The 12,250-nt window shown below is 59.8% G+C and carries 11 protein-coding genes; 4 read left to right on the top strand and 7 right to left on the bottom strand.

Translation table 11 applies throughout. The annotated features are described in order from the left end of the window. The first annotated feature begins 99 nt into the window (after positions 1 to 99). Positions 100 to 1,935 (top strand): long-chain-fatty-acid--CoA ligase, encoded by a 1,836-nt coding sequence (locus QP982_RS08315; protein ID WP_284870409.1) that lies wholly within the window; start codon positions 100 to 102, stop codon positions 1,933 to 1,935. 313 nt (positions 1,936 to 2,248) lie between these two features. On the opposite strand, the gene QP982_RS08310 is transcribed toward QP982_RS08315, so the two are convergent. Further along, positions 2,249 to 3,424, bottom strand: a complete 1,176-nt coding sequence (locus QP982_RS08310; RefSeq protein WP_284870426.1) for a UDP-N-acetylmuramate dehydrogenase — start codon at positions 3,422 to 3,424, stop codon at positions 2,249 to 2,251. Between the two features lie 85 nt (positions 3,425 to 3,509). On the opposite strand from QP982_RS08310, the gene QP982_RS08305 reads away from it, so the two are divergent. From QP982_RS08305 to purU, 3 genes are all read left to right on the top strand, one after another. Next, on the top strand, positions 3,510 to 4,007 hold the full coding sequence (locus QP982_RS08305; protein ID WP_284870408.1) for a DUF2505 domain-containing protein: 498 nt from the start codon (positions 3,510 to 3,512) through the stop codon (positions 4,005 to 4,007). Positions 4,008 to 4,092: 85 nt separating this feature from the next. Then, positions 4,093 to 4,863 carry an LmeA family phospholipid-binding protein gene (locus tag QP982_RS08300; RefSeq protein ID WP_049189514.1) on the top strand — a complete coding sequence of 257 codons (771 nt, stop codon included), beginning with the start codon at positions 4,093 to 4,095 and terminating at the stop codon, positions 4,861 to 4,863. A gap of 17 nt (positions 4,864 to 4,880) precedes the next feature. Beyond that, entirely contained in the window at positions 4,881 to 5,786 is a 906-nt protein-coding gene (purU, locus tag QP982_RS08295) for a formyltetrahydrofolate deformylase (protein ID WP_016421970.1), read from the top strand. A 182-nt stretch (positions 5,787 to 5,968) separates the two neighbouring features. Here purU and QP982_RS08290 read toward each other — a convergent pair whose 3' ends face one another. The 6 genes from QP982_RS08290 to QP982_RS08265 form a co-directional block, all read right to left on the bottom strand. Next, positions 5,969 to 6,325, bottom strand: a complete 357-nt coding sequence (locus tag QP982_RS08290; protein ID WP_016421969.1) for a DUF2516 family protein — start codon at positions 6,323 to 6,325, stop codon at positions 5,969 to 5,971. A 79-nt stretch (positions 6,326 to 6,404) separates the two neighbouring features. After that, on the bottom strand, positions 6,405 to 7,754 hold the full coding sequence (locus tag QP982_RS08285) for a DUF445 domain-containing protein (RefSeq protein ID WP_069359366.1): 1,350 nt from the start codon (positions 7,752 to 7,754) through the stop codon (positions 6,405 to 6,407). Between the two features lie 190 nt (positions 7,755 to 7,944). Next, the gene (locus tag QP982_RS08280) at positions 7,945 to 8,343 is read right to left on the bottom strand and encodes a hypothetical protein (RefSeq protein ID WP_016421967.1); all 399 of its coding nucleotides are present in this window, start codon (positions 8,341 to 8,343) and stop codon (positions 7,945 to 7,947) included. 40 nt (positions 8,344 to 8,383) lie between these two features. Beyond that, complete coding sequence (locus QP982_RS08275; RefSeq protein ID WP_016421966.1) at positions 8,384 to 9,133, bottom strand: succinate dehydrogenase/fumarate reductase iron-sulfur subunit; 750 nt, start codon at positions 9,131 to 9,133, stop codon at positions 8,384 to 8,386. After that, positions 9,133 to 11,151, bottom strand: a complete 2,019-nt coding sequence (locus tag QP982_RS08270) for a fumarate reductase/succinate dehydrogenase flavoprotein subunit (RefSeq protein WP_070439099.1) — start codon at positions 11,149 to 11,151, stop codon at positions 9,133 to 9,135. Before QP982_RS08270 ends, QP982_RS08275 begins: the two co-directional genes overlap by 1 nt. 19 nt (positions 11,152 to 11,170) lie before the next feature. After that, on the bottom strand, positions 11,171 to 11,911 hold the full coding sequence (locus QP982_RS08265; protein ID WP_284870407.1) for a succinate dehydrogenase cytochrome b subunit: 741 nt from the start codon (positions 11,909 to 11,911) through the stop codon (positions 11,171 to 11,173). Positions 11,912 to 12,250: the final 339 nt, after the last annotated feature.

Below are 12,250 nucleotides of genomic sequence, written 5' to 3'. Positions count from 1 at the left end.
GTGCGACGTACGGCACAATAGGGGTCGATACCTACTACGTCGTAAGTTATTATCACCTCACGACGTGGTCAGGTCACACACAAAAACTAGGAGGACCCCATGGCCGATACATCCAGCTCGCGCGCTGAAAAAAACTCTGCCCCAGCTAACGGTTCGACACCCAACGCTGCTATTTCCAAGGCCTGGCTGAACCTGTATCCGGAGTGGACCCCGCCTCACATTGACTACAACTTCGACACCCTCCTAGATGTCTACCGCCACACTCTGAGCAACCACCCGCGCCGCAAGGCACTGACCTTCTTCGGTCGCTCTACCTCCTATGCCGAACTGGATGCCAAGGTTCGCAGCGTTGCCGCCGGCCTGCGCGCACTCGGTGTACGCAAAGGCGATCGCGTGGCACTGCTCATGCCGAACTGCCCGCAGCACGTCATCGCCTACTGGGCAGTTCTGCATCTCGGCGCTGTTGCCGTAGAGCACAACCCCCTCTACACCGCCCACGAGCTGCGCCATCCGTTCAACGACCACGGCGCCCGCTTTGCCATCTGCTGGGACAAGATCGTCCCCGTACTTGAAGACCTTCGCAACAACACCCCGCTCGAGACCATCATCGCGGTCAATATGCTGCAGGACCTGCCGTTTGTCATGCGCACCGCCCTGTCAATCCCGCTGCCGAAGCTCCGCGCCGCCCGCGCTAAGCTGCACTCCTCCGCACCGCAGGTCATGGGTTTTGACGCTTTGCTTCACGACGCCGTCGGCGGAGACGGCCACGACCTCCAGGCCGATGAATCCATCACTGCCGATGACACTGCAGTGATGATGTACACCTCTGGCACCACGGGATCGCCAAAGGGCGCACAGTTGAGTCACCAGGGGTTGGTAGCCAACATTCTGCAGGGCAAGGCCTGGGTGCCGGGCCTTGGCAAGGAGCGGGAAATCTCCCTCGGCATCCTGCCAATGTTCCATGCCTACGGCCTGACCATTGTCACCAACTTGTCCATGCTGATTGGCGCTGAACTGGTGCTGGTGCCGGCACCGGAGATTCCGCTGATTATGAAGGTGATGAAGAACAATCGCCCGACATGGGTGCCTGGTGTGCCGACTCTCTACGAGAAGATTGTCGAAGCCGCCGAGCGCGATAATGTCGACCTCTCCGGCGTGAAGTTCGCCTTCTGCGGTGCTGCTACCCTGCCGGTTTCCCTCGTGCAGAAGTGGGAGAAGCTCACTGGTGGTCGCCTTGTCGAAGGCTACGGCCTCACCGAAACGTCACCGATTATCGTCGGCAACCCGATGGACGGCAACCGCCGCCCGGGCTACGTTGGCCTGCCATTCCCTGACACCGAGGTCGCCATCGTTGACCCCGAAGATCCCACCAAGCTCCGCGCTGACGGCGAGGAGGGCGAGGTCATCGTCCGAGGCCCACAGGTTTTCGCCGGTTATCTCAACCTCCCGGAGGCAACGGAGAAGTCCTTCACCGATGGGCCTGCTGAGCTTCCCGCTGGCGATCGTTGGTACCGCACCGGCGATGTCGGAGTCATGGAGTCGGACGGCTTCATCAAGCTGGTTGCCCGCATCAAGGAGGTCATCATCACCGGTGGCTTCAATGTCTACCCGGCCGAGGTCGAGGAAGTACTGCTCTCCCACCCAGACATCACCGATGCCACGGTCGTCGGCCTCCCGAAGAGTGACGGCTCCGAGATGGTCGTGGCCGCCATCACCCTTGCTGACTACGCCCGACTGGATTCCGACGCCTACCGCGACCACTGCTACGACAACCTGACCCGGTACAAGGTGCCGCGCGCATTCTTCCACCTGGAGGAACTTCCTCGCGACCAGATGGGCAAGGTCCGCCGCCGCGATGTCCGCGACGTGCTGCTCACGCAGCTGGAGCAGAAGGGCCAGAGCGTCGATTCGCTTTCCCACCGCAAGCACCATTAGTTCACGGTGGTTTTGTAGTTGGGATAGGGGCCTGAGTAGAGCGGGCTCCTATCCCTTTAAGGCGGACCCCGGCTCCCCCCCCCAGACTTAGTGACTAGGTTTATGACAAAAAACTGAGGGTGAATAATATTCACATGTCATAAACCTAGTCACTTTCTCTATCCCCGACCCTGAGAGAAGGCCCGGGAGCGCAAGCTGAGGACTACTCAGCGGCTCCAGCGACTCCAGCGCCCCCCATCAAGCCCGCCAGCCCCATCAGGCACGCCAGCCTCTCCAGTCCGCCCCCACTGGCCATCAGCCACCCGCCGCGGGCCTAATCAATGCTCACGCCGACCCACACCGGCTCGGGCACCAGATTCACACCGAAGGCCTTTTCCACACCAGCGCGCACATCGCGTGCCAAAGCCACCAAGTCGGCAGCGGTCGTCGGCGCACCATCGCCGGACATCCCGCGGTTGGTCAGTGCCAGGGTGTGCTTAGTCGACAGTCGTGCGGGCGCACCGTCACCGGGGTAGCCCTTGGGGAACCCGGCGCGCTCGATAAGCCACGCCGCCGAGAGCTTCACGCACCCCTCGTGGCCGGGGCCAGCGGGGAATGCGGGCATATTCGCGGCCTCATCAGCCCCACGCAGCGAGGCAACCTTTGCACGCACGGTCTCCACCGAGTTCTCCGGAATGATCGGGTTGGTAAAGAAAGAACCCGCCGACCAGGTATCGCGGTCAGCATCTTCGAGTACCATACCCTTGCCCCGGCGCAGCTCAAGTACCTTTTCGCGGACCAGCTCAGCCGGCCTGCGAATCTCGCCAGCCGCAGCCTCTGCCTCATCGACGCCCAGGCGCCGCGCCAGTTCGCCATAGCGAAGTGGCACGGACATCCCATCCACGCTGAGCTCGAACCGCACGGCCAGCACCACTGCCCGTGCGGTGAACTTCAGGTTCGAGTAGCGGTAGGAAAGGTCGAGGGACTCCGGTTCCACCCACTCGACCGAGCCGGTTGCGCGATCGTAAAGCTGCACCGCGTCCAGAACCTGCGATACCTCAGCACCGTAGGCACCAACGTTTTGCACCGGCGTGGCTCCGGCCGATCCCGGAATACCCGACAGGCATTCCAGGCCGCCAAAACCGGCGTCGACACTCATCTCCACGACTTCGTCCCAGACTGCACCGGCCTCGGCCTCCACGATTGCCGACACGGACTCCAACCCGTGTCCGCGAGTGCTCATGGTCACGTTGTCGGCCTCGATCACCACAGCCACCAGCGGCTCGAGTTCATCGGCTACCACCAGGTTGGATCCGCCTCCCACGATGAGGAGGGGTACGTTAGCGTCGTCAAGCGTGCGTACGACATCGACCACAGCGTCCGTCGTGCTACACCGGACGACGGCACGCGGCACCCCGCCGAGGCGGAGCGTCGTCAAATCCGAGAAAGCGGTATGCGTGCTGAGCTCCACCCCCTCTAGCCCCGCAAGCCCATCGATGGCTTCTTCCATGTCGGAGGTCAGGTGAATTGGGTTCGGCGATTGGTCGAGATTTTCCACGCCCCTAGCGTAGTGCAAATTACGTATCATCAAGCGCATGACTACGACTAACACGCACACCGTCAACTTCGACCAGCCGATTGAGAAGGTTTACGAGGCCCTCACCGACACCGGTTTCTGGGAGAAGGTCGCAAACCGTTTCTCGGCAGCTGACGGCAAGGTGGAAAAGTTCGAGACCACCGATGCTGGCACGACCGTCGTGATTCGCCAGACCGTCTCTGCTGACAAGATTCCGGCGCAGGCGCAGAAGTTCGTTAAGTCCGGGGTCGGCATGACGCGCACGTTCGTCATCAGCCCGCTTAACGACGACGGCGCGACCTCCACCGTGACCACAGAAGCTTCGGGCGTACCGGCGTCTTTCAGTGCGTCCCAGAAGCTCACAGCCCAGGGTGAAGGTTCAGTGCTGACCACCAACTCCGAGTTCGCCATCAACGTGCCGCTGCTCGGTGGCAAGCTCGAGGAGAAGGCAGCTCCGTACCTGGAGCGCGTCCTCAACGCTGAGACCGCTGTGCTGGCGGACTACGTCACTAAGTAGGTTGCGCAGCGGGGCACACCGGGGCGGACACCAGGGCGAAGAAAGGTGGTAGCGGCGGAGCCGTCGTTAAGCAAGACTGGGAACCATGAGTTCTGCTAAACGCTCGTCGAGCGTCAAAGTCCTGCCCACCGTCCTCGGTGTCATCATCGTGGTGGCGCTCATTGCGATCGCCGGCGAAATCGGCGTCCGGATGTTCGTGAGCAAGGAGATTTCCGACGGCTACCGCACCTCCGCCGAAGAGCGTGGTGCGACGGTCACTGAAGACCCCAAGGTTTCTTTCGGCACCCGCCCGATACTGCTCGCCTTGGCCACCAAGTCAGTGCCCTCGATGGATCTGTCCACTCCGAACACACTGGAGGTCAAGAACCCGGAAGCGCTGGGTGGCGCACCGGAGATCAACGGTGACCCGGCAGCGGAAGTGCACCTGGAAAACGTGGATCTGAGCAATCGTGCGGATCCGACGGCAGAGTCGCTGCGAGTAGACGTCACAATCCCACCTCAACTGCTGCAGGCGCTAATTAACCGGGAAAGCGGTGTACGCGCTTCCACAATCACGCCGTTGCCGGACGAAGGCCTGTTCAACATTGAATTCGCCTCCGGATTTGCGACCTCCAAATTCCGCCCGATTGCCAACGGCGGTCATATCGAAATCAACTTGGAGGGCGGCTCAATCCTCGGCTTAAACCTCGATGGCCTGGCCGGCTGGCTGGGAGAAGCGAGCGGTACGCTGTTGAGCTACGACATCGGCCACGGTATGCAGGTGGAGGAAGCGCACGTCACCGGGGAGGGCCTGGCGTTGACGCTGACGGGCGCAAATCTGCCTTTGTCGACCGTGAGCGAACTTACCTTTAGCTAGCAGGTAAGATACCGAGAATGACTCGCTCTCTCATCACCGCAAATAGCGGTACTCCCACCGAGCGCCAGTACATCTTCTCGCTCGGCTGTCCAGACCGTACCGGTATCGTTTCCACCCTGTCGACCTTCCTGTCCGACATAGGTGCGTGGATTACCGAGGCGGACTTCTTCTCCGACCCGGAGACCGGATGGTTTTTCACTCGCCAGGCGGTCCGCGCCGACGCTCTCGACCTGACGGTAGAAGAGCTGCGCGAGAAGTTCGCTGAGCTCGTCGGTGATTGGGGCCCTGAGGTCCGCTGGAAGGTCACCGACAACGCTGTCCCGAAGCGCGCTGTCATCCTGGTGACCAAGGAAGGCCACTGCCTGCAGGATCTGCTCGGCCGCGTCGCACAGTCCGACTATCCGATGGAAATCGCTGCAGTAATTGGTAACCACCGCGATCTGGAGCCACTGGTCGCAGCGTATGACATTCCCTTCCACCACGTGCCCTTCCCCAAGGATGCCGTCGGCAAGCGTAAGGCATTCGATGAGGTCGCCGAGATTGTCGACGCCGAAAACCCGGATGCCATCGTGCTCGCACGTTTCATGCAGATTCTGCCGCCGGATCTGTGCGAGAAGTGGGAAGGCCGCGCAATCAATATCCACCACAGCTTCCTGCCGTCGTTCATGGGCGCGCGCCCGTACCTGCAGGCTTATCGACGTGGTGTGAAGCTCATCGGTGCCACCTGCCACTACGCCACTGAGGACCTCGACGACGGCCCGATTATTGAGCAGGACGTCATGCGTGTCTCCCACAAGTACACCGCTGCGGACATGCAGCGTGAGGGGCGCGATGCGGAGAAGCAGGTCCTCGCCCGCGGTTTGCGCTGGCACCTGGAGGATCGTGTGCAGGTCTACGGCAACCGCACCGTGGTGTTCCAGTAGGTTACCGTGGTGTTCCAGTAGGTTTTCGGGGAACCAGACCTATCCCTATCCCCTCCCCCAGAAAGAAAGTGTCTGGGTTTATGACAAAATCACCGGGTTTTTCACCCAGAAACTGTCATAAACCCAGACACTTTCTCAGTTGTGCGGGCTAACACCCGCCCTGGGCTAGCACCCGCCCGGGACTAATACCCGCCCTGTGCGTTCGACAAAATGTCCTTGATCTGTGGGCGAACATCCAACCAGTAAATCCCCGTGATGACTAGTCCGGCAATCAGCGGGATGCCCAGCATTGCCCAGCCCAGCCACGGCAGGAGTAGGAAGATAGCCGAACCGACCAGCATGCCGGCCCAGACGTTGCGGCTCTTGCGGTCTGCAGCGTCAAAGGCATCCGCGCGGGTGGTGATGACAAGCACCGCACCGATTAGCGCCAAGATGCCGATGACAAACGGAATGGCGAACTGAAACAGGACGTCCACATAGACGGAAATTGCCATCAGCGGCGAATCCGCAAGACTGGGCAAAGATGGTAACAGGCGCACCGGGGGAACAACTCCTTTAACAGGGATGCATTGCTTTTTACATGCTAACGCACACGGTCTGATGTGCTGGGTTGTGCTGCTAAATAGCCCCAAACACCAAGGTCGACAGGGTGTAAATAGCCAAACCGGCCAGTGATCCGACAACAGTGCCGTTAACGCGAATGAACTGCAGATCGCGACCGACCATCAGTTCAATCTTGTCGGAAGCCTCATCGGCGTCCCAACGCTCGACGGTCTCGGAAATGATCGAGGTAATCTCGCCCGCGTAGTTCTCAGCGATGAAGACGACAGCCGCTTCCAGACGGCGGTCCATTCGTTTGCGCAACTCAGGATCGGACTGGATCCGCTCGCCGTAGCGGGCGGCCGTTTCCGAGACCTTCCGACGGAGCAGGGAGTCCGGGTCGCGGGCAGCGTCGACAAGCTTTGCGGATGTCGATGCCCAAATCTTCGCCGGTGCCTGTGTGACGGCGGCGGACGAAAGAATGTCAGTCTTAATTTCTTCGACCTTGGCGATGGTCTTCTCGTCGTTCTGCAAATCAACGGCGAGCTGCGTGAGGAAGCGGTGGAGCGCCAGGCGCGCGTCGTGCTTAGGGTCATGCTGCACCTGCCAGGTCCAATCAACCAGCTCGCGATAGACCTTGTCGCCGATGAGATCGTTGACAAAGCTCGGTGCCCAGGAGGGGGCGCGCTCTCCGACGAGACGGTCGATAAGATTCTGCGAGCCCAGCGACTTCCGGTGCAGCCACTCAGCCATCTGCTGGACAATAGGCTCGGTGCGCCCTTCTTCGATCAGCTGCTCGAGAACCTTACCCGCTGGTGGCCCCCACTCCGGGGCTGCAACTTCGTCGATGACTGCTGACTTCAGCACTGCGGCGGCATCGTCAGGATTAATCGCCTCCAGCACATTTCCGGTGAACTTACCGACCTCTGCGGACACTTTGTCGGCGTTTCCCGGCGTTACCAGCCATTCGCCGATACGCTCAGGAATCTCGGCCTTACGCACCTTGTCCACAATCAAAGCGGGGTTCAGGAAGTTATCACCGACGAACTGCGCCAGGGACTCACCGACCTGGTCCTTCTTGCGGCGGACGATAGCGGTGTGTGGGATAGGAATGCCGAGCGGGTGGCGGAACAGAGCTACGACTGCGAACCAGTCGGCGAGGGCACCGACCATGCCAGCCTCAGAGGCAGCGCGAACGTAGCCCACCCACGCGGGCACAACTTCGCCTGCGGATAAGTGTGAAGACTCAATACCGCGGCATGTGAAATACACAGCGGTTGCGATGACCAGCAGCATCGTAGCGAAGGCCTTGGCCTTACGCAGTTGCGCACGTTTTTCCGCCTCAACCTCTGGTGATGGCCCGGGAACTTCGAGACGGTCCGAGACCGTATCTACAGCTGCCGGGAGCTTAGCGGGGTTGTTATCCATGTGTATAGATTAGGCGCCGAAAACGCGAAAATGCCACCGCGCCGCAGTCCGCTGTTGGTGAGAGAGGTACTTCTCAATACTTCCCTACCCCAGCGCACTGTGCACAGTGGCATCAACTGTGGAGGTGCTAGTTCAAAAGGCTAGCGTTGCATCCGCCTAGAGGCGAGCCCCTTTAAACTGGGGCAAGCCTTTAGTGGTGAGTGCCGAATTCCTTTCGGTAAGCCTTGTAGTCACGACGACCGATGGAGATGCAGGCCAGACCCGCAATAACCATAACCAGTCCGACTACCAGGCCAGCCCACATGAACACGCTGCCGTCGAAGTTCCAACCACCGGTGTAGTCGGTGTAGTTGGCGGCATCCTTAGCCAGGAAACCGTTGCTGTGAGAGGCAGCAGTCTGGTCGGCAAAAACGGTCGTTGCGAGACCGAAAATGAAGGTGCCCCAAGCCGCCAGAGAGGCGAGCATGAGTCCCATGCCAATCCAGGTAATGCTCTTGTGAAGCGAGGAGTATTCGGCATTCATGCTCTGAGGCACGTAACCGTCGACGAAGTGCTCTTCGCCCTGGTAACGCTTGACTGCATTCGCCATAATCTATGTCCCTTCTGGAAAACTCTAATCGAGAAAGAGTTTAGTCGTCCTTACCGCGGAAGAACGAACGAGCTCGTTCCTTGGTAACGGCGGCAACCGCAGTCAGCGGGATACCGGCCGGGCAGACGTCAGCACATTCACCATAGAGGGAGCACGGACCGAAGGTGCCTTCGACCTCGTCAACCATCTTGCGGGCACGCTTGCCACGCTCTTCCTTACCCAGCGGGACCAGGGAGAGGTGAACCAGCTTTGCGCCGGTGAACAGATGTGCAGCACCGTTCGGGCAAGCTGCGACACAAGCACCACAGCCGATGCAGGCTGCGTGGTCAAGTGCGAACTCAGCGGTCTCGTGGTTCAGGTGCAGAGTATCTGCATCCGGAGCGGTACCAGCGTTGATGGAGACGTAGCCACCCTGCTCGAGGACACGGTCCAGAGCGGAGCGGTCAACGACCATGTCCTTGATGACCGGGTATGCGGCGGAGCGCATCGGCTCGATCTTCAGGGTGTCACCATCGCTGAACTGGTGCAGACGCTGCTGACAGGTCGGGGTGTTCTGGCCCGGGCCGTGCGGACGACCGTTGACGTTCAGACCACAGGTACCACAGATACCCTCACGGCAGTCAGATGCGAACGCGAACGGCTCCTTGCCGGACTCGACGTACTTGGAGTTGACGTGGTCAAGCAGCTCCAGGATCGACATCTCTGCGACGGCGTCGTCAACGTCAACGGATTCAAAGTGTCCCTCGACGTTCGGACCTGCTTGGCGCCAGATTTCAAGGTGCAGTTTCATTACTTGTAGTTCCTTGTCATGAGCGGGACGGCTTCGAAGGTGAGCGGCTCGGCGTGGCGAATGAATTCGTGACCGGACAGATCCCATGCAGGACCATTGTTGCCTCGCTCCCATGCGGAAACGAAGCACCAGTTAGCGTCATCGCGCTCTGCCTCGCCATCTTCGGAGATGTGGTCATCGCGGTAGTGAGCACCGCAGGACTCATCGCGGTCGAGGGCGTCGACACACATGAGCTCACCGAGGTCGATGTAGTCAGCAACGCGGTTAGCGTACTCGAGCTGCTGGTTCATCTCGTTCGGCTCACCCGGAATGAACAGGTCAGACCAGAATGCCTTACGCAGTTCGCGGATCTCCTCGATACCGCGAGCCAGGTCTTCCTTGTTACGGGCCACACCACAGTCGCGGTAGAGAATCTCACCGAGCTGGCGGTGGAAGTACTCAGCGCCGTGCTTACCCTGGATGCTCATCAGCTTGTCCAGGCGAGCCTGAGCGCGGTCCAGTGCTTCCTTGGCCTCCGGGGCATCCTCAGCCAGGCGGTCGGTACCGAGCAGCGGGCCGAGGTAGTTCGGAATGGTGAACGGCAGGGTGAACCAACCGTCGACCGAACCGGACAGCAGGGAGTTTGCACCCAGGCGGTTTGCACCGTGGTAGGTCCAGGATGCCTCGCCACCGGTGAACAGACCCGGGATGGAGGTCATCTGGTTGAAGTCAGACCACAGACCACCCATGGTGAAGTGGCAGGTCGGAGCAATGCGCATCGGAACCTTGTACGGGTCCTCACCGATTGCCTCTTCGTACATCTGAATCAGGTTCGAGTAGCGTTCCTTGATGACCGGCTGGCCCAGGCGCTCAATTGCGTCACGCAGATCCAGGTAGACGGAGTTCTTCAGCGGACCAACACCGTAGCCGGCGTTAATCTGCTGAGAGTTGGCACGGGAAGCGACGTCACGCGGGACGAGGTTACCGAATGCCGGGTAGCGACGCTCCAGGAAGTAGTCGCGCTCGTCCTCCGGGATGTCGTTGGCCGGGCGCTCGTCGCCCTTCTTCTTCGGGGTCCAAATACGTGCGTCGTTACGCAGCGACTCGGACATCAGAATGGTCTTCGACTGCCAGTGCGCGTTGACCGGAAGACCGGTCGGGTGGAACTGGATGAAGGACGGGGATGCGAAGTAAGCACCCTGGTCGTATGCACGCATGATGGCCGAAGCGTTGGAGTTCTTGGCCAGCGTGGACATGTGGTAGACGTTGCCGTAACCGCCGGTAGCCAGAATAACTGCGTGAGCAGTGTGAACGGTCAGCTCACCATTGATGAGGTTACGCATGATGGCACCCTGGCAACGGCCGTCGGCGACGATGATGTCAACCAGCTCGTTGTGGGTGAAGATCTCGACGTTGCCGAGACCAATCTGGCGCTGCAGAGCCGAGGTAGTCGACAGCTGCAGCTGCTGACCCGTCTGACCACGGGTGTAGTACGTACGGGAGACCTGCACACCACCGAAGGAACGGGTTGCCAGGGTACCGCCGTACTCGCGAGCGAACGGAGCACCAATTGCATTCAGGTGGTCGATGACGCGGACGGACTCTACAGCCAGACGCCAGCAGTCGTTCTCGCGGCAGCGGTAGTCGCCGCCCTTAACGGTGTCCTTGACGTGGCGGTAAGCGCCGTCGTTGTCGACCTTCTTACCGCGAGCGGAGTTGACACCACCCTGTGCAGCAATGGAGTGCGCACGGCGCGGAGCGTCGTGGTAGGTGAAAACCTGCACGTCGTAACCGAGCTCGCCGAGGGCAGCAGCGGCAGCGCCACCAGCCAGGCCGGTACCGACGACCATGACGCGGAACTTACGACGGTTCAGCGGCGAAACCAGGTTGGCGTGATCCTTCTGGTACTGCCAGTGGTCCTTCATGGAGACCTTGTCACCCGGGGAGTTATCGGACAGAACCTTGCCGATCTTGACCCCGTCGACAACGCTTTCCGGCGCGCGGAAGTCCGCAGCGACGGTTGCTTCAGTGTTAGTCATAGTAAATTTCCTCCTCGACCTACGAGACCAGACCAGTCAGGACGGCGACTGGGATGAAGATGTTGCCGACAACAACCAGCAGCGGCAGCAGGCCGGACAGGAACAGCAGAACCTTGCGCCAGCGCTTACCGGTGATACCGAGGTCGGAAGTAGCAGTCCACAGACCGTGGGACAGGTGCAGCAGCAGAGCGAGCTGCGCAATGATGTACCAAACAACAACACCCGGACGCGAGAAGGACGCAATCACGTTCTGGTACGCCTCACCGTGCTCGAAAGAAGACGGAGCAACGCCAGCACCGATGGTCAGGTCCAGCAGGTGGAAGATGATGAAGGCCAGCAGCACGATGCCGGTGATCACCATCGAACGTGCAGTAAAGGTGTTCCAGCTGGACACCATGCCCTGACGGCGGAACTTGCCGCGGGACTGCTTAGCACGTGCAGCCAGGGTGAGGCCACCGAAAATGTGCAGGACAATAGCTACCAGCAGGACAATGCGGAAAATCCACAGAATGCCCTCGTTCGGAACTGCCGGAGCACCGACAGTGCGCAGGAAGGTCGCGTATGCGTTGAAGTCTTCCTCGCCAGCGAAAATCTTCAGGTTACCCAGCATGTGGACAATAACGAAGAGGCCAAACAGCACGCCAGTGACGGCCATGGTCAGCTTCAGAGCCCATGAAGGGTATTTAGGCTGCTCGCGCAGCGGTTCTACATTAATTTTGCCGTGCGCGATTGCGTCACGGTTTGAACTTTTAACAGTCATGGCACCTCCAGTGTCATATTCACTCTAAAGTCACACAGCGCCTGGTAAACATTTTTCCCCCTTTTGGGTGGGGATTTTCACAGGTTACCTAGGTCTTTTCTCCGCCTTTTCTCAGGTTATCGCATTTTAGCCACTTCTGACGTCGTCGCTGCATAAACCCTCTCCCCCACCATAAAAACGCCCCTACCCCGACTTTTGCCGATTTTTCCCCCGCCCAAACTAGCTAATAACGCAACATAAATAGCACGAAAATAAAAAACCGCCCACTTTTCTCAGGTGGACGGATTTAATACTCAATAATTATGTTGCGAAATTCTTTATTTTTACCCCTGCCGAATT

The sequence above is a fragment of the Corynebacterium sp. MSK019 genome, assembly GCF_030232425.1.
In the GTDB taxonomy this organism is placed as follows: Bacteria; Actinomycetota; Actinomycetes; order Mycobacteriales; family Mycobacteriaceae; genus Corynebacterium; species Corynebacterium jeikeium_D.
This window is presented reverse-complemented; position numbering and strand designations above follow the sequence as displayed.

Coding starts and splice junctions, on each gene's coding strand:
- QP982_RS08285 (WP_069359366.1), bottom strand. CDS start 7,754: ATGGATAACAACCCCGCTAAGCTCCCGGCAGCTGTAGATACGGTCTCG.
- QP982_RS08300 (WP_049189514.1), top strand. CDS start 4,093: ATGAGTTCTGCTAAACGCTCGTCGAGCGTCAAAGTCCTGCCCACCGTC.
- QP982_RS08270 (WP_070439099.1), bottom strand. CDS start 11,151: ATGACTAACACTGAAGCAACCGTCGCTGCGGACTTCCGCGCGCCGGAA.
- purU (WP_016421970.1), top strand. CDS start 4,881: ATGACTCGCTCTCTCATCACCGCAAATAGCGGTACTCCCACCGAGCGC.
- QP982_RS08280 (WP_016421967.1), bottom strand. CDS start 8,343: ATGGCGAATGCAGTCAAGCGTTACCAGGGCGAAGAGCACTTCGTCGAC.
- QP982_RS08310 (WP_284870426.1), bottom strand. CDS start 3,424: ATGGAAGAAGCCATCGATGGGCTTGCGGGGCTAGAGGGGGTGGAGCTC.
- QP982_RS08305 (WP_284870408.1), top strand. CDS start 3,510: ATGACTACGACTAACACGCACACCGTCAACTTCGACCAGCCGATTGAG.
- QP982_RS08315 (WP_284870409.1), top strand. CDS start 100: ATGGCCGATACATCCAGCTCGCGCGCTGAAAAAAACTCTGCCCCAGCT.
- QP982_RS08275 (WP_016421966.1), bottom strand. CDS start 9,133: ATGAAACTGCACCTTGAAATCTGGCGCCAAGCAGGTCCGAACGTCGAG.
- QP982_RS08265 (WP_284870407.1), bottom strand. CDS start 11,911: ATGACTGTTAAAAGTTCAAACCGTGACGCAATCGCGCACGGCAAAATT.